13 protein-coding genes, 1 tRNA gene and 1 riboswitch are annotated in these 16,661 nt (G+C 71.2%); of the genes, 11 read left to right on the top strand and 3 right to left on the bottom strand.

Annotated elements, in window-relative coordinates; all coding sequences use genetic code 11:
- Positions 1 to 13 precede the first annotated feature (13 nt).
- Genes ABH925_RS19935 through ABH925_RS19920 form a run of 4 tightly spaced genes read left to right on the top strand, consistent with a single transcriptional unit; the run spans position 14 to position 3,630 of the window.
- Complete coding sequence (locus ABH925_RS19935; RefSeq protein ID WP_370149712.1) at positions 14 to 925, top strand: TauD/TfdA family dioxygenase; 912 nt, start codon at positions 14 to 16, stop codon at positions 923 to 925.
- A 5-nt stretch (positions 926 to 930) separates the two neighbouring features.
- Positions 931 to 1,260, top strand: coding sequence for a darcynin family protein (locus ABH925_RS19930; RefSeq protein ID WP_370149710.1), 330 nt, complete (start codon positions 931 to 933; stop codon positions 1,258 to 1,260).
- On the top strand, positions 1,247 to 2,239 hold the full coding sequence (locus ABH925_RS19925; protein WP_370149708.1) for a hypothetical protein: 993 nt from the start codon (positions 1,247 to 1,249) through the stop codon (positions 2,237 to 2,239). Before ABH925_RS19930 ends, ABH925_RS19925 begins: the two co-directional genes overlap by 14 nt.
- A complete protein-coding gene (locus tag ABH925_RS19920) occupies positions 2,236 to 3,630 on the top strand; it encodes an MFS transporter (RefSeq protein WP_370149706.1) in 1,395 nt (464 codons plus the stop codon). Before ABH925_RS19925 ends, ABH925_RS19920 begins: the two co-directional genes overlap by 4 nt.
- A 646-nt stretch (positions 3,631 to 4,276) precedes the next feature.
- Here ABH925_RS19920 and ABH925_RS19915 read toward each other — a convergent pair.
- Together ABH925_RS19915 and ABH925_RS19910 are read right to left on the bottom strand one after the other, a co-directional pair.
- A tRNA-Ser gene (locus ABH925_RS19915) sits at positions 4,277 to 4,364 on the bottom strand.
- A 148-nt stretch (positions 4,365 to 4,512) separates the two neighbouring features.
- A complete protein-coding gene (locus tag ABH925_RS19910; protein WP_370149704.1) occupies positions 4,513 to 6,324 on the bottom strand; it encodes a S1C family serine protease in 1,812 nt (603 codons plus the stop codon).
- A gap of 270 nt (positions 6,325 to 6,594) precedes the next feature.
- Positions 6,595 to 6,709: riboswitch (TPP riboswitch) on the top strand.
- On the opposite strand from ABH925_RS19910, the gene ABH925_RS19905 reads away from it, so the two are divergent.
- The 4 genes from ABH925_RS19905 to ABH925_RS19890 all read left to right on the top strand — a co-directional run bounded on the left by ABH925_RS19905 (position 6,703) and on the right by ABH925_RS19890 (position 11,004).
- Positions 6,703 to 8,229: a cytosine permease gene (locus tag ABH925_RS19905; protein WP_370149702.1), complete on the top strand. Its 1,527-nt coding sequence runs from the start codon at positions 6,703 to 6,705 to the stop codon at positions 8,227 to 8,229. Its footprint overlaps the riboswitch before it by 7 nt.
- A 92-nt stretch (positions 8,230 to 8,321) precedes the next feature.
- Positions 8,322 to 9,167, top strand: coding sequence for a glycerophosphodiester phosphodiesterase (locus ABH925_RS19900; RefSeq protein WP_370149701.1), 846 nt, complete (start codon positions 8,322 to 8,324; stop codon positions 9,165 to 9,167).
- Positions 9,168 to 9,437: 270 nt separating this feature from the next.
- Positions 9,438 to 9,941, top strand: coding sequence for an ATP-binding protein (locus tag ABH925_RS19895; RefSeq protein ID WP_370149699.1), 504 nt, complete (start codon positions 9,438 to 9,440; stop codon positions 9,939 to 9,941).
- Between the two features lie 76 nt (positions 9,942 to 10,017).
- Positions 10,018 to 11,004, top strand: coding sequence for a DUF5926 family protein (locus tag ABH925_RS19890; RefSeq protein WP_370149697.1), 987 nt, complete (start codon positions 10,018 to 10,020; stop codon positions 11,002 to 11,004).
- A 333-nt stretch (positions 11,005 to 11,337) separates the two neighbouring features.
- On the opposite strand, the gene ABH925_RS19885 is transcribed toward ABH925_RS19890, so the two are convergent.
- Entirely contained in the window at positions 11,338 to 12,045 is a 708-nt protein-coding gene (locus ABH925_RS19885) for a bifunctional DNA primase/polymerase (RefSeq protein ID WP_370149694.1), read from the bottom strand.
- A gap of 366 nt (positions 12,046 to 12,411) precedes the next feature.
- On the opposite strand from ABH925_RS19885, the gene ABH925_RS19880 reads away from it, so the two are divergent.
- The 3 genes from ABH925_RS19880 to ABH925_RS19870 all read left to right on the top strand — a co-directional run bounded on the left by ABH925_RS19880 (position 12,412) and on the right by ABH925_RS19870 (position 16,626).
- A complete protein-coding gene (locus ABH925_RS19880) occupies positions 12,412 to 13,248 on the top strand; it encodes a glycosyltransferase (RefSeq protein ID WP_370149692.1) in 837 nt (278 codons plus the stop codon).
- A gap of 251 nt (positions 13,249 to 13,499) precedes the next feature.
- Positions 13,500 to 14,990, top strand: coding sequence for a PP2C family protein-serine/threonine phosphatase (locus ABH925_RS19875; protein ID WP_370149690.1), 1,491 nt, complete (start codon positions 13,500 to 13,502; stop codon positions 14,988 to 14,990).
- 163 nt (positions 14,991 to 15,153) lie between these two features.
- Positions 15,154 to 16,626 carry an aminopeptidase P family protein gene (locus ABH925_RS19870; protein WP_370149689.1) on the top strand — a complete coding sequence of 491 codons (1,473 nt, stop codon included), beginning with the start codon at positions 15,154 to 15,156 and terminating at the stop codon, positions 16,624 to 16,626.
- The last annotated feature ends 35 nt before the right edge of the window (positions 16,627 to 16,661 follow it).

Raw genomic sequence — 16,661 nt, 5'->3', positions numbered from 1 at the left:
CTGGGGGAATGTCATGACAGTTGTTCAGAACAGCCTTCGCCTCACCTCCACAGGAGTCGGCGACGGCATGCTGATCACCCCGTCCGCCGACCCGGCGGACTTCACCGAGCTCTTCACGGCGGGGCTCGACGAACTCCTGGCGGACGCCGGACACCTGGTCATCCGCGGCTTCCACCCCTCTGTCGAGGCCTTCAACGAGCTCGTGCAGCGCTACAGCTCCCGCACGACGCTCGACCCGGCCCGGGTGTTCCACGGTTCCGCCGCACAGAAGGTCGACTCCGGCCGCGACCCGATCGGTCTGCACGTGGAGAACGGCGCCACGCCCTTCGCACCCGACCTGCTGTGGTTCCACTGCGTCAAGGCGGCCCGGTCCGGCTCGCAGACCACGGTCTGCGACGGGTACCGGGTGTGGGACGCCCTCTCGGACCGGTCGAAGGAGTTGTTCGCCGCCCAGCCCATCGGCTACTCCCGCAAGGTGCCGGCCGCGCTGTGGCGCCGGTTGGCCGCGTTCATGGTCGGTGATGGCCGCGGCGAGCAGGACGTCTCCATCGACGACCTGTACGCCCAGGCGAACCCGGGCTCCCAGGTGACGTTCACCGAACTCCCTGACGGCAGCCTGCACTACGCCTACCAGGTTTACGCCGCCCACCCCACCAAGTGGTCGACCCGTACAGCCTGGGCCAACAGCTTGCTCGGCCCCTCCTACAACTACGAGGCTCCCGAGATCTTGTTCGAGGACGGCTCCGCGATTCCCGCGGACGTGATCGCCGAGTACACCGAGGTCACCGAGGCTGTGACCGAGGAAGTGCAGTGGGAGGACGGCGACATCGTCCTGATCGACAACTCCCGTGTCATGCACGGTCGGCGCGCGATATCCGATCCCGACCGCACGATCCTCAATTCTCAGAGCTACGCAAGGAACTGACCGCGATGAAGTACGCGATCATCATTCGCTACGAGTTCGACCCCTCCTGGCTGCGACTCACCCGCGACGAACGCGGCAGGCGCGAGGAGGCCTTCCAGAAGGACATCGTCGGCCCCGGTGTGGACAAAATGTCCGTTCGGCACTTCGACGCCGAGGCGTTCTCCGCCGCCTTCTCTGACTTCCTGCTGGTCGAGACGGAGGATCTGCAGGCGTACTACTACTTCATCGAACGCCTGCGGGACAGCGACTTCGTCGCCCAGGGCTGGGTCCGCATCAAGGACATCTCGATCGGTATCCAGGACGGCTACAAGGAGTACGAACATGACCTCGCCTGACCAGTTCGCCGGCGTCGCCGCCGCGGTCCGTACCGAGCTGGCCTCGGTGACCGAGCTGGCGCACGTGAACACCTTCCACCCCAACGCCTTCGACTGGTCGCAGGTGGACACCGCGGCCGAACTCGACTTCCTTTCCGAGGTGGTCTACGGCGAGCCGGGCCACCAGCAGCAGGCCGTCGCCTACATCACCAAGGAACTGGCCCAACTCGCTGAGATCGAGCGTCATGTCAGCACGGTCATGGCCCTGGTCATGGGCGAACTGCACGACCTGCGTGACGCGATCAACACCGGCCACGAGCTGCACCACGCGCTGTCCTGCTTCGCCGCCGAGGAGATCCAGCACGCCAACACCTTCTACCGCTACGTCCGCGGATTGTCCGGCGTGGAACCGCGTGTGGACAAGGCGCTGTTCGACGACCGTCTCGACGTCTTCCGCACCGACGACCACCCCTACGTCAAACTCGTCGCTCTGTGCTGTTCCGCCTACGTGGGCGAGTCGGTGATCACCGTCTTCGAGCACCGCGTCGACGGCCTGGACCCGCAGCGCTCCCACTTCTTCACTCGCCTGCTGCACACCCACGGGCTGGACGAGGCCCGTCACGTGAAGATCGACCACGTGGCGATGAAGTCCCTCTACCCGGCACTCACCGGTGTACAGCAGGACCGGGTGCGACAGCTCCTCGGGCAGATCGAGGACCTCAACCGCCGCCTGGCCATGTCCTTCCAAGAGGTGACCACCCAGGCGCTCGGCGTCGACTTCATCACTGCCAACCCCGCAGCCGCTGTCCAGCTGGAGATGACCCGCGGCTTCGGCGAGCGCATCTTCGCAGGCGACGGCACGCTGCACACCGTCGATGAGGTCCTCGACGCCGACCTCAGGGACCTCGTCACCGCGTTCTCCGGAACCAGCCAGGTACACGGCACCAGCACGCCGACCCTGTCCGCCGCCATGCCCCCCATCGCCGGAGGGACCAGGTGACCTCTGCAGCGACGCAGGCCCAGGTCGCCAAACAGACAGAGACCACGGAGCACACGAACACAGCCCGCACCCTTGCCGTGGGCGCGGCCGTTCTGGCCCTGCTGCTCGCGGCGATGGACGCCACGGTCATGGGCACCGTCCTGCCCAAGGTCCTCGGCTCGGTAGGCGGCGGTGCACACGGCGGCTACGCGTGGCTGGTCTCCGGATTCATGCTGGCCCAGGTGGCAGCGACGCCTCTCGCGGGTTGGGTGGCCGACCGGCTCGACGACCGCGTCGTCGCCGTCAGCGCAACTGCCGTCTTCCTGGCCGCCTCGGTCCTGGCCGGGTTCGCAGGCTCCTTCCCCGTTCTGGTGGCCGCGCGCGTGCTGCACGGCCTCGCGGCCGGAGCGATCGTGGTCTCCAGCTACGTGATCGTCGGCCGCCTGTACGGACCCGAGCGGCGCGCCGCAGCGCAGAGCCTGCTCAGCACCGTGTGGGGAGTCGCTGCGGTCCTGGGTCCCGTGATCGGCGCGGTGGTCACCGCGGCATGGGGCTGGCGCTGGGTGTTCTTCATCAACGTGCCGCTGTGCGTGCTCGTCATGCTCGCGGTGGCCTTCGCCCTGCCCCGACGGCCCGTCAGCGGGAACCGAACCCAGCCCTCGCGCGGGTTCCCCGCCCGCGAGTACGCCCTGGTCACCGGCGGGGCCGCCCTAGTGCTCATCGGCCTGCAGGGCGCGTCGCTGGGCCTCGGCACCGTCGGCGGCGTGGCCTGCGGACTCCTGGGCCTGGCTGCCCTGATCCTGGTCCGCAGGTTCGGCGGCCACCTGTTGTCGCGCGAGGTCTTCACCATCTCGCCGTCGGGCCGCGCGGCCATCACCACCATCGGCGCCTGCGTGGTGATGTACGCGACGGTCACCGTCCTGCCGGTCCGCCTCGCCGCGCACGGCATGTCCACCGCCGGAATCGCTGTGGTGGTCGGAATCTCAGCTCTGGGCTGGGTCGTCGGTAGTGCCGTGACCGGCGGGATGCTGTCCAAGCGAGGCTACCGCCTGCCGATGACCGCCGGAGGATCAGCGCTGCTGATCAGCGCCGTGTGCAGCGCCACCGGCCAGCTGCCGTGGGTCGCCGGCGCGGCAGCGGGCGTCGGCACCGGCGCGGTGACCGCGGCAGCCCTCGCACTCTTGCAAGATCAGGCATCCACAGAGCAACTCGGCCTCGCCACGTCCTCGGCAACCATGCTGCGGAACATCGGCTCCGCCGCCGGAATCAACGGGATCGCCGCCCTGTCAGCAGTTCTCGCGGCCTCCTCCGTCGGTGAGAACGCCGCATTCTGGGCGCTCGCCATCGTGGCCGTGCTCGCCGTCCTGATCCCCGCGCTCTCCGCGCCGCGCGAGCGGACAACCCAAGGCTGACGATCACGTGATGGGCTCGGCCCGCGAGTCGCGGGTAGGCGGTCGGCGACACTCAACTCCCGGACAGCTCTGGCGAGTGCGCGAGCAGCTCGTGCCTGCAGTCCCAGCGGACGCGGGGCTGCACGGTACCAGCACGTTCAGGCGTAGTAGCCCTTCCAAGTCCCACAATCACGTTCACGGTGCCGTGGGCGTTCCGGACGGTGATGTAGCCCTGGTCGTCGACCGGAACCACTGCCAGCTGGTGGCGCTCGTGGCGCCCAAGCTCACCGAGCGGGAGGACCGCGTCCTGCTTGAGCGTGTCCGGGCCTTCACCGGCACCCCCGACAAGCTCCGCACGGACACGAAGATCGCAGCGCAGCTCCAGCAGCGGCGCAAGGCCAGGGGCTCTGATCTATCGGGGGTCAGCCTTCGGGCTGGCCCCCGCCACCCCTGCGGGGCATCAAGGTCCCCTGCACAAACCGCCGTGGACACAAGTCCACGGCCGTCCACAGCACGTCACCCACGCCGTCCTCGGACGCCCCGGCAGCCATCCCACAAGCGGTGTCGAGCCCGAATCCGGTCCAACGAACACCCGTGAGACAGGAATCGAGAAGGGCGGGTATCGGAATCCAGCCGAGACCCGCCCCCACCTGGGCATTCCTACCTGCGGAGAGCGAGGGATTCGAACCCTCGGTACGGGGTCACCGCACGACAGTTTTCAAGACTGTTCCCTTAGGCCGCTCGGGCAGCTCTCCAGGCGCGGACATGGCACCGGGCGAGCCCCGTGGATGACCGTGCCCAGGGATCTTCTCATGAGTCGGGTGCTGCGTGGGCGGCATTGGGCCCCGTACGGCGGCGGGGAGGGTCGCCGTACGGGGCCGGGGCCGGGTCGCGCCGGGGGGGTTACTGGTCGCCGACGCGGGAGCCCAGGGTGAGCGACGTGGTGTGGCTGCTTCCGTCACGGGTGTACGTGACGTCGACGGTGTCGCCCGGGTGGTGCGACCAGATCTCGCTGACCAGGGTCGGGCCGCTGTCGATCTGGACGCCGCCGAGTGCGGTGATCACGTCGCCCGGCTTGAGGCCGGCCTTGTCGGCGGGGCCGCCGGCGGTGATCGCCGGGACACCCTGGACCGGGGTCGAGGCGATCTTCGCGCCGACGCCGGTGTAGGTGTCGTCGCGCAGGATCCCGATGATCGGGTAGACCGGCTTGCCGGTCTTGATCAGCTGGTCGGCGACCCACCGGGCCTGGTTGATCGGGATCGCGAAGCCCAGGCCGATGCTGCCGGACTGGCCGCCGCTGGTGCTGTTGCTGCCGGTGGACTGGATCGCCGAGTCGATCCCGATGACCTGCCCCTGAGCGTTCATCAGCGGGCCGCCGGAGTTGCCCGGGTTGATCGAGGCGTCGGTCTGCAGGGCGTTCATGTACGAGGTCTGCGCGCCGGTCTCGTCACCCGAGGCGACCGGACGGTTCTTCGCGCTGACGATGCCCGAGGTGACCGTGCCGGACAGGCCGAAGGGCGCACCGATCGCGATGGTGGTGTCGCCGACCGCGACCTGGTCGGAGTTGCCGAGCGCCAGCGGCACCAGCGGCTTCTTCGGCGTCTGGGTCAGCTTGATGACCGCGACGTCGTAGCCGGAGGCCCGGCCGACGATGGTGGCCGGGTAGCTGCTGCCGTCGGAGAACTTCACGGTCAGCTTGCCGCCGTTGTCCGACGGGGCCACCACGTGATTGTTGGTCAGGATGTGGCCCTGGGTGTCGTACACGAAGCCCGTGCCGGTGCCCGACTCCTGCGAGTTGCTCGCCTCGATGGTGACCACGCTGGGCAGCGCGCGGGCGGCGATGCCGGCGATGCTGTCGGGCGCGCGGCTGAGGGCCTTGGGGTCGACCGAGGAGGAGGACGAGACCGTGGTGCTGCCGTCGGAGCTGTTACGGGTCTCCAGCCAGGAGCCGATGCCGCCACCGATGCCGCCCGCGATCAGCGCCGTCGCGCAGAGCAGCGCGACCATGCCGCCGCGTCGCTTCTTCGGCGGCGCGGTCGGGTAGGGCTCGCCGAGGCCGGTGACCTCGCCGTAGGGCGGGTAAGGCGGGACCGGGCCGGCGGCGGGGTACTCGGCGCCGCCGCCGTAACCCGCACCACCGTTGCCACCGTTGCCACCGTTGCCACCGTTGCCACCGTTGCCACCGGCGTAACCGCCCGGGGCGGGCTGCGGAAGCTCCTGCGTGCCGTACGACGGGAGGGCCGGCGGGGTCGGCGGCAACTCGGGGGCGGGCGGCGCGGCGTAGGGCTGTGCGGGCGGCTGCTGAGCGGCCGGCGGCGCGGGCGCATAGGCCGGCGCCGTCGCCGGGGCCGCGGGCGGCGGCGCCATCGGCGGCGGGAACCCGGCCAGCGCCGGGTCGGCCGGGGGCTCGACCGGGTAGCTCGGCGCCGCGGCCGGCGGCGGAGTCTGCGCGGGAGTCTGCGGAGCGTACGGAGGCTGCGGGGCCGGAGCTGCCACGAGCGGCTGCACCACGGTCACGTCGGTCACCACGGTGTCGTCGGCCACTGCGGTGCCGCCGACCACCGTGTCGTCAGCCTCGGCCGCACCGGGGGTCGCCGTGGCAGCCTCGGTCGGGGCGACGCGGTCCTGCGCGTCGGAGGGCTGCCCCACCGATCCGCCACCGGCGGGCGCCTGCCGGTCCGAACCGGCGTGCCCACCCTCGTGCTCGGTGCTCACGAATGACCTCCTCATTGCGGGACCTCGGCCCCAAGCATTGCCCACCCAGTGTCAGGGCATCGTAAGCGCCAGCCGTGCGCCGGCCGCATGCCTGCCGCCCTCTGGCTGCCTGTCCGCATCTATAGCGCAGCCGACTGAGAGCTTCATGAGCGACCGTCCCGACCGGCACGCTTTCCCGCCGGCACGCGCCCGGCGGAAGCGGAGGATGGCAGTCCGAGGGGCGGACGCCATATTGGCCCCGCCAGCGTATGCCCCTACCATGACATCCGAACTGATATACGCGGGAGCTTGGACCCATCCAGGCTGAGAGGGCGCCGACCACGGGGCGCCGACCGCCTGAACCTGACCGGGTAATGCCGGCGTAGGGAGCTGAGTCTCGTGACGTCTGTTTCGCCGTCCCCTGTCCTGGACACCGGACCACCCGCGGGCCCCCGTCCGGAGGCGCCACTGCTGCTGGACACCGAGCCGCCGCGCCCTCTCGGTTTCCGCGACCAGGCCGCGTTCTGGACGAACCTGGGCGTCAGCCTGATCGGCTTCCAGAGCGCCGCGACCGTGCTGGTGTTCAACAACAAGGACCTCTCCGTGGCCGCGTCGCTGACGGCGATCGTCCTGGGCACGGTGATCGGCGCGCTGATGCTCGGCGTCGCGGCGGTGATCGGCACCAGGACCGGTGCGCCGGCGATGGCGATCCTGCGCGGGCTGTTCGGCACCCGGCTGTCCTACCTGCCGACCGTGCTCAACATCGTGCAGTGCCTCGGCTGGGGCGTGTTCGAGCTGACCGTCATCGCGATGGGCGCCGACGCGCTGTTCAAGGGCGGGCCGCACTGGGTGTACGTGGTGCTGGCGGGCGCGCTGACGACACTGATGACGATCCGTCCGCTGGGCTCCATCGCCGTGCTGCGCCGCTACGTGGCGATCGCGGTCGGTGTCGCCATGCTCTTCTTCACCGTGGAGCTGCTGCGCCGTGGTGTGCCGAACCCGAACCCGGGCAACTGGACCGGCTTCCTGCCGGCCGTGGACTCGGTGATCGCGGTCTCCATCTCCTTCGTCCCGCTGGCGGCGGACTACACCCGGCACGCGCGGACCACGCGCAGCTCGTTCTGGGGCGCGTTCAGCGGCTACACGGTCTCGCAGGTGTGGTGCTACGTGGTCGGGCTGCTGGCGCTGCTGCAGGTCGGCGGCGACCCGAACAAGATCTTCACCACCTTCATGGGCATCACCGCCGGCTGGCTGTTCTTCGCGGTGCTGGTGCTGCGCGAGACCGACCAGTCCTTCGCCAACGTCTACTCGACGGCGATGTCGCTGCAGAACCTCTTCCCGAGGGTGGACCGGCGCTTCCTCAGCGTCGGCCTGGGCGTGCTGGTCACCGGGCTGGCCCTGCAGGTCACCGACTTCAGCGGGTACGAGGCGTTCCTCGGGCTGATCGGCGCGGTGTTCGTGCCGTTGTCGGCGGTGCTGGCGGTGGACTTCTTCTTCGGCGCGGGCAAGCGCGAAGGAGATGCCGCGCGAAGCGCGTCGGACAAGGGTGGTGGCGGGCGACGGGAGGAAGATGCCGCGCGAAGCGCGTCGGACAAGGGTGGTGGCGGGCGACGGGAAGAAGGTGCCGCGCGAAGCGCGTCGGACAAGGGTGGTGGCGGGCGACGGGAGGGCGGGTGGGATCTTTCCGAGGGCGCGCCGACGCGCTGGCTGACGCTGCTGCCGTGGGCGGTCGGCTTCGCGGTCTACCAGCTGATCGCGCCGGCCGCGCTGACCGGGTGGATGAGCTTCTGGCCGACCTTCTGGGCCAAGGCGCAGAACCTCACCCACATCCACCCGCAGGTGTGGACGTCGGCATCGCTGTTCTCCTTCCTCGTTCCGGCGCTGATCACCTGGGCGATGACCCCGCTGCTGCGGCGCGGCCGGTAGCGGTGGGGCCAGTGGGGCCGTTAACCGGGCATACCGTCAGAATTCACCTGCCACGACCGGGGTCCGGACACTTCCCCGTCTATCGTGGTGGCGTGTCCGACAGACCCTCCACACGCCTCTCCGCCGCCGTCCCCGCCGTCCCGAACCGGGCGACGACCCGGGTCGTCGCCCATCGCGGCGCGTCCGGCACGCTGGCTGAGCACACCCTGGCGGCGTACCGGCTCGCGGTGGAGCAGGGTGCGGACGCGCTGGAGTGCGACGTGCGGCTGACCGCCGACGGTCACCTGGTGTGCGTCCACGACCGCCGGGTGGACCGCACCTCCAACGGCCGGGGGGTGGTGTCGACCCTGGAGCTGGCGCAGCTGTCCGAGCTGGACTTCGGCTCCTGGAAGGCCGCCGAGGGCGAGGTCGGCGAGGCGGACTGGGCCGACGCCGGACACACCTCGGTGCTCACCCTGGAGCGGCTGCTGGAGTACGCCACCAGCTGCGGCCGGCGGATCGAGCTCGCCATCGAGACCAAGCACCCCACCCGCTGGGCGGGCCTGGTGGAACGCAAACTCCTGGAGATGCTGCACCGATTCGATCTGGTCACCCCGAGCAGCGGCGAGCGCTCCCCGGTGCGGATCATGAGCTTCTCGCAGCTCTCGCTGCGCCGGGTGCGCGAACTGGCCCCCGCCATCCCCACCGTCTTCCTGATGGAGCGGGTGCCGCTGCGGTTCCGCGACGGCAGCCTCCCCTACGGGGCCAGGATCGCCGGGCCCGGCATCGACCTGGTGCGGGCCAACCCCGGCTACGTGGCCGCGCTGCACCGCGCCGGCCAGCGGGTCCACGTCTGGACCGTGGACGACCCGGAGGACGTGGAGCTGTGCCTGCGGCTGGGTGTGGACACCATCATCACGAATCATCCGCGCCAGGTACTTGACCAGTTGGGCCGGTAGTGCGGACCATACCGAGTCAGTAGGTCTTTCCGGACACTCCGCCGTAGGCGTGCGCGGGCGCGTGGGAATGGCTTGAATTTCCCCCTGCGCGCCATATTTCACCACCCCGGACAAACGCTCCGTCACCATCCGGCTACGCTTCGTGAAATGCATGCCGGAGCCTCGACTTGTTGCGCCTTCTTGACGTCCCGAGGTCCTTCTATTCTCGTTTCCGCCATGCTCGCACCGGGCATTCACACCCTGGCTGACAGCTGAGGAGGAGGTCCGGGGGTGGCGCTGGTGGTAGCGCGTGATGTGCCGACTTCTTCGGCGACCATGGCAGTACCCCATGGTCCATCGAGTGTGAGTGCCGCACGACGCCGACTGCGTAAGGATCTCGCCGAGCACCAGGTGCCGGAGGTCGTCATCGACGACGCCGTCCTCATACTCTCCGAACTGCTGAGCAACGCCTGCCGGCACGCCCGTCCTCTGGAAGTGGTGCTGGAGTGCCCGCCGGAGCAGTTGGTCGAGGACGACGGGCGGGTCGTGGTCGGCTGGGAGCTGCACAGCGACGGACTGCTCACGGTGGAGGTCACCGACGGCGGCGGGCCGACCCGGCCGCGGCGGGGCAGCCCCTCGCTGACCGCGCGCGGCGGCCGCGGCCTGGGCATCGTCGGGCAGCTGGCCAGCGACTGGGGGGTCAGGGACGCGCCCGGCGAGGTCACGGTCTGGGCGGTGCTGCCGGTGCGGGCCCGGCACGCGCGACGCGGCGGCGCCGCGTCGGGGACGGCGTAGCGGGGACCGCCGGGACGACTACGCTCGGGGGCTGCAGAGCCACCGCACAGCAGTCGCCCACCTGGAGATCCGCACCATGGCCAAGAAGCCCGCGAAGAAGGCGCCCGCGCGCGCTCAGTCCACCGCAGCCGCGACCGGGACGGTCCCGGTGGTCGGCGCACGGGAGGCATGCCCGTGCGGCTCCGGCCGCCGCTACAAGGCCTGCCACGGGCGCGAGGCGTCGCACGCCGTCCAGGAGTTGGTGCAGCGTCCGTTCGAGGGCCTGCCCGGCGAGGGCGACTGGGTGGCCCTGCGCGAGCTGGTCCCGGCCGCGACGGTGCCGCTGACGCTGACGGCGGAGGCCCTGGCCGGCGCCGACGGCGAGGTGCCGTCGGTGCTGCTGGCCACCGTGCTGCCGATGGCCTGGCCGGCGATGCGCCGCCAGGACGGCAGCGTGCTGCTCGGGCTGCAGACCAACAGCTCCTCCGGCGACATCAGCAGGGACGCGGCGGACGCGCTGGTCCAGGCGCTGGCGGCGAAGCCGGGAACGCCCGTGCCGCCGCGCCGCCCGCTGGCCGACGCGCCCCGGCTGCAGGACCTGCTCGACCTCTCGGCCGGGTTCGAGCCCACCGTGCACACCGGCTTCGAGTTCTGGCTGGAGGACGCGGATGCGGCCACCGGAGAGGTGGCAGCCTCGCTGGAGCAGGCCAACGCCGCGGTCATTCCCACGGTTCGGCTGTCCTCGGTGGACACCGCCTACTGGTGCTCGGTCCCGGACAAGAACCACCTGCGCTGGGTGATGCCCTACGCCGAGGAGGAACTGCTGGACGCGCTGGCGCGACTGGCGGCCACCGAGGACGCCGGGCTGGGCGAGGGAACCAAGCTGGTCGGCTCCTTCCGGGCGCACGGGCTGACCGTGCCGGTCTGGGACCTGCCGTCCGGGATGTCGGCGGACGACTGCGAGAAGCCGGCCGCGGAGTTCTTCGAGCGACTCACCGGCGCACTGGCGCAGAGTGCGCCGCTCACGGCGCACGAGCGCCGGGCGCGCGCCAATCTGGTGAACCGTCAGGTCACTCTGGGCTGAATGGGCTGTGTCGCCCTGCTCACAGTCGGAAGCAGCCCAAATACCGACATTGAGCACAAGAAAGACGGCCGCATCGAACTCAATGGCGTGACGTCCATCACATATTGATGCGGAACTCCGGATTCAGCCGCCCGGACCGCGCCGGGGGAATTTGCTTGCGGCCCGATTCTTGTTACGGTTTAAACAGCTCGGTCGCTGGTGCATCCCCCGTCGCCAGCGGCCGAGCCTTCATGCTTTCCAGGGCCCGTCGTTCCGGAACCCACTGTTCCGGGAGGCTCGGTTCGATGACGCGGTGTCAGCGGGCCGCCGTCGGCGGCCCGCCGGCAACACCCCTCAGAACGCCAGCCGTGCCCCGTCCGGTGTGGCCGTACTCGCGGCGACCAGAGCCTCCATCAGATCGCCGACCGAGGGCAGCCACGGCGCCCCGGCCGCCCCGGACCGCGGCTCCGGCTCACGCAGCCAGCCGACATCACCGCCGCCCACCCGCGACGGCGGCAGCACGACATAGCCGCCGGTCCCGTGGTAACGCAGGCTGGTGGGCACCCACTCCTGCGCGATCAGCAGCTCCGCCAGCTCCTGCATCGTGTACGGGGCGACCAGCAGCAGGCAGCGGGTCGGTGTCGCGATCACCGGACCGGTCCTGATCCGCAGCGCGTCGAAGTAGTCGAGCACCCGGACCCCGGCCTGCAGCGGCAGGCTCACCGCCGACACCGGCCCGCCGGTCGCGACCACGATCGGCGCGTCCGGACGGCGGCCCCACCACCAGCGCACCATCCGGGCGTCGGTGGTCGCCGCCAGCAGCGACGGGTCGTGGGGATGCGCGCCGGGCGTCGGGCAGTCGGGGCGCGGACAGCTGCACTGCTCGCCGTCGGCACCCGGCGCGCCGGGCAGCGCGCCGGGGACGACCGGCCAGCGCCAGTCCCGGGCGCAGGTCGTCGCGGCGGCGAGCAGCAGCGCCCGCTCCCTGCGTCGCCTCCCCCATCGGAACAGGTCGCGACGGGGGAGATCTCGTTCGAGGAGGATGGTGAGGACCCCGCGCATGAGCACTCGTTCCTTTCCGTGACCGTGATGGATCTGGATCGGTACGTGATCTCGCGCAACGAGTAGCGCACCACGTCCACCGCTCTGTGCGAAACCTGGCGGAAGGTGGCGCAGGGTGGCGAATGGCCTGCCATCCGTACCAGGCTTCTACCCCGGAACTCGGATGTTGCCCCAGCATTCCCGACGCGGCTTCCGGCGTACCCGCTCCGGCTCTACTGGACGAGATTGACGCATCGTCCGGAATGACGCACGGCAGCAAGCTGCCGGTTCCACCGTTCGGGTCATTCCCGGGCGTTGCAGACACCCCAACGGTTTGACATGTGCATATCGGCAGCGCCGGACGCGACTGGACCGTACGATCCTGGGATGGACGCGCAGCGGGAGCGACGGAGCACCCCGGAGAGCACCGCCGGGGGCGCATCGGGCATGGCGGAGGACGCTTCTGACACCTCGTCCGATCGTACGCGCCTGACCTCGGATCCGGCCGCCGGCGACGGCCCCGCCGCGGTGCCGGTCGCGGTGGTGATCCCGGCCCATGACGAGGCGTCGCGGATCGCACTGACCGTGCTCGCGGCGCGCCGGCTCCCGGGGGTGGATCTGGTGGTGGTCGTGGACGACCACTCCGGCGACTCCACCGCGCGGGTGGCCGAGGAGTCCGGGGCGACCGTGGTCCGGCTGCCGGCGCGGCAGGGCCGGACGGCCGCACTGGTCGCCGGGATCGCGGCGGTCACCGCCAGGGAGGCGGTCGAGGTGGCCGAATCCCGTCCCCGGCATCTGCTGTTCCTCGACGCCGATCTGCAGCAGGGCGCGGCCGAGGGGGCGCGCCTGCTGGAGCCGGTCCTGGCCGGCCTCGCGGACGTGGCCGTGGCCGCACGGCCGCCGGGTGCGGAGCCGGGTGCGACGGCCCCGGGCGGCGCCTCCCGACGGGCCGGCCGGGCCGTCGAGCGGGCCACCGGGTTCACCGTCGCCCGCCCGCTCGCCCTGGAGATCTGCCTGACCAGGGCCGCACTCAGCGCCGCCGAGCCGCTGGCCGAGGGCGCCGGGGCCGGACCCGGTCTGATCATCGACCTGCAACGGCGCGGGTTCCGGATCGAGCAGGTCGAGGTTCCGTGGACGCACAGACCGGACCCGCGCGGGATCCGCGCGGGACTGCGCGAGCTGTCCGGCTACCGCCAGGTGCGCCGGGCCCTGGGTGCCCGCTAAAGCGAACAAATAAACGATCACCGAGGGCGACGTTTTTCAGCCAGATATTCGGGCAAAGACACCAATCATCCGACACCTCGCAGTTCTGGACATCACCCGATCGGTATGTGTAGAAGTGAGACATTAAATGCCGTAAGGCGTGACATGGGGGTGCACAATGACTGATTTCAGACAAAAGGGGCATCCTTCCTCGCCGGACTTGACCGTCGGCCCATCACTCTGCGTGACAAGAACCGCGAAGGGCGGCCGGCATGGCTGAATCTCCCTCCCCCGGTGCCCGCCAGACCCTGGGCGGCAGTGCTCTCGACTTTCCCGCGCCGACACCGCCGCCCCGCCCGCAGCCGGTCACGGCCACGCCGGTCGGCACCGCGATGCCGGCCGGCGACCGCGACCCGCTGGCCGAGCTCACCACGCTGTACGAACTCACCGAGCGCCTCACCGGCGCCTCCGGCCTGGAGGACGCGCTGCACTGCGTGCTGGAGGCGGGAGCCGCGCTGCTCGGTGCCCGGCGCGGCATGCTGCTGCTCGCCGAGGACCCCGAGCACCACACCCCCGCCCTGGACGGCTCCGCGTCCGCCTTCGGCACCGTGGACGCGCCCGGCAGTGCCGTCGGCTTCGGCCTGGACCGCCCCGCGCTCGGCGCGCTGGAGACGGTGCCGCGCGACAGCGGCCCCTACGCCGGGCTGCTGCACGGCGCCCCGCAGGTGCTCTACCCCGACCTGACCACGCACCCGGCCGACCGGGCCGGGCCCTGCCCGGTCGGCGAGCGGTTCCACGAGGTGTCCCGTCACCTGGGCATCGGCGCCTCCTTCGCGCTGCCGCTGACCACCCCGGGCGAGGGCGCCGACCCCTTCGGCACCGCCGTCTGGTTCTACGACGCCCCCGCCGTCCCCACCGCGCGCGAACAGCGGCTCGCCGGGCTCTACTGCTCGGCCGCCTCCCGGCTGATCGCCAAGGAGGTGGAACGCGACCGGCTCCGGCGCACCGCCGACGCCCTGCGCCGCGGCCTGCTCCCGGACCGCCTCCCGCGCGTCCCCGGCATCCAGCTGGCCGCCCGCTGCCTGCCGGCCGGGCTCGACCTCTCCGCCGGCAGCGACTGGTACGACGCCCTGGCCCTGCCCGACAACGGCCTGGCCCTGAGCGTCGGCAGTGTCACCGGCGGGGGCGCCGACTGCGCGGCCGCCATGGGCCGGATCCGGGCGGCGCTGCGTGCCTACGCCGTACTGGAGGGCGAGGACCCGGTGTCGGTGCTCGGCGATCTGGAACTGCTGCTCAAGACCACCGAACCGGCCCGCACCGCGACCGCGCTCTACGCGTACCTGGACCCGCGCAGCCGGCAGCTGTCGCTGGCCGGGGCCGGGCAGTGCCCACCGCTGCTGGTCACCTCCTTCGGCGCGAGCTTCGTGGAGACCTCGCTGTCCGCACCGCTGGGGATGCTCAGCTGCTGGGAGGCTCCGGGCGTGGAGCTGCGCGCCGACCGCGGCGACCTGCTGCTGCTCTACACCGAGGGCCTGGCCCGGCGCAGCGGTCACTCGCTGCACGCCGGACAGGCCCGGCTGCGGGCGGCCGCCGCCGCGGCCACCCGCGAGGACCGGCAGGACCCGGACCGCTTCTGCGCCCACCTGCTCAACACCTGCCTGGACGGCGCCGACCGCGGCGGGCCCGGTCCCGACCGGCTCTGCGACGACCTCTCGGACGGGGCCACGGACGACATCGTGCTGCTCGCCGCACGTTTCGAATAGCCGTTCGGCGAGCGTTCAGCAGCCGTTCAGCAGCCTTCGGCCTGCCGGTCGGCTGCACGGGCAGGTCTGGGTTCTGGACGGCGGGCCTAGGATTGTAGGGACCGCCCACCCGTCTGACCCCTGACGCGCCGGGGCGGTCTCGTACAACGAGGAGGCGACACCGGTGACCGAGACGACCGAGGCGATCGAGCCGACCGAGGACGAGAAGCCGATCAAGGGCCGTAAGAACGGGCTCTACCCGGGCCTCTCCGACGAGCTGGCCGAGGTCATGAAGTCCGGCTGGGCCGACACCGAGCTGCGTGACCTCGCCCCCGCCGAGCAGTCCGCGTACGCGGCCAAGCGCCGCGCGGCGCTGTCGGCGCGCTTCCCCGGCGAGCGCCTGGTGATCCCGGCGGGCACCCTGAAGACCCGCTCCAACGACACCGAGTACGCCTTCCGGGCCTCCACCGAGTACGTGCACCTCACCGGCGACCAGACCCAGGACGCCGTGCTGGTTCTGGAGCCCCGCGCGGGCGGCGGCCACGACGCCGTCGGCTACCTGCTGCCGCGCTCCGACCGGGCGAACGGTGAGTTCTGGCTGGACGGCCAGGGCGAGCTGTGGGTCGGCCGCCGACACAGCCTGGCCGAGGCCGAGGCGCTGCTCGGACTGCCCACCCGCGATGTCCGCAAGGTCGCCGAGGAGCTCTCCACCGCGGTCGAGGAGCGGCCCGCCCCGACCCGGATCGTCCGCGGCCACGACGCCGCGCTGGAGGCGGTGCTCGCCGAGCACACCACCAAGCACGGCGACGAGGAACTGCGGGTCTTCCTCAGCGAGCTCCGCCTGGTGAAGGACGACTGGGAGGTCGGCCAGCTTCAGGCCGCCGTCGACGCCACCGTGCACGGCTTCCAGGACGTGGTCCGGGAGCTGGCCCAGGCCGTGGCCACCTCCGAGCGCTGGATCGAGGGCACCTTCTACCGCCGGGCCCGGGTCGAGGGCAACGACATCGGCTACGGCTCGATCTGCGCGGCCGGCCCGCACGCCACCACCCTGCACTGGGTCCGCAACGACGGTGCGGTCCGCCCCGGCGAGCTGCTGCTGCTGGACGCCGGCGTGGAGACGCACACCCTCTACACCGCCGACGTCACCCGCACCCTGCCGATCAACGGCCGCTTCAGCGACCTGCAGCGCACGATCTACGACGCGGTGTACGACTCGCAGCAGGCGGGCATCGAGGCGGTGCGGCCCGGCGCGCGCTACCGCGACTTCCACGAGGCCTCGCAGCGGGTGCTCGCCGAGCGCCTGGTCGAGTGGGGCCTGGTCGAGGGCCCGGTCGAGCGGGTGCTGGAACTGGCGCTGCAGCGCCGCTGGACCCTGCACGGTACCGGCCACATGCTCGGCCTCGACGTCCACGACTGCGCCCAGGCGCGCACCGAGAACTACGTGGACTGCGTGCTGGAGCCCGGCATGGTGCTGACCGTCGAGCCCGGACTGTACTTCCAGGCCGACGACCTGACGGTCCCTGAGGAGTACCGCGGCATCGGTGTCCGGATCGAGGACGACATCCTGGTCACCGCCGACGGCAACCGCAACCTGTCGACCGGACTGCCCCGGACCTCGGCCGACGTCGAGGCGTGGATGGCCGGCCTGAAGGGCTGAGCGCCTGCACCGCGAACGGTGAACTGTGTCGCCCC

This window comes from Streptacidiphilus sp. EB129, from assembly GCF_041262645.1.
Lineage (GTDB): Bacteria > Actinomycetota > Actinomycetes > Streptomycetales > Streptomycetaceae > Streptacidiphilus.
The sequence above is the reverse complement of the archived record's forward strand: the minus strand, read 5'-3'. Positions and strand labels throughout refer to the sequence as shown.

Bases quoted from the DNA above. Each gene is read 5' to 3' on its own strand.
- ABH925_RS19875 (WP_370149690.1), top strand. From the start codon at position 13,500: ATGGCTGAATCTCCCTCCCCCGGTGCCCGCCAGACCCTGGGCGGCAGT.
- ABH925_RS19885 (WP_370149694.1), bottom strand. From the start codon at position 12,045: ATGCGCGGGGTCCTCACCATCCTCCTCGAACGAGATCTCCCCCGTCGC.
- ABH925_RS19925 (WP_370149708.1), top strand. From the start codon at position 1,247: ATGACCTCGCCTGACCAGTTCGCCGGCGTCGCCGCCGCGGTCCGTACC.
- ABH925_RS19930 (WP_370149710.1), top strand. From the start codon at position 931: ATGAAGTACGCGATCATCATTCGCTACGAGTTCGACCCCTCCTGGCTG.
- ABH925_RS19880 (WP_370149692.1), top strand. From the start codon at position 12,412: ATGGACGCGCAGCGGGAGCGACGGAGCACCCCGGAGAGCACCGCCGGG.
- ABH925_RS19935 (WP_370149712.1), top strand. From the start codon at position 14: ATGACAGTTGTTCAGAACAGCCTTCGCCTCACCTCCACAGGAGTCGGC.
- ABH925_RS19890 (WP_370149697.1), top strand. From the start codon at position 10,018: ATGGCCAAGAAGCCCGCGAAGAAGGCGCCCGCGCGCGCTCAGTCCACC.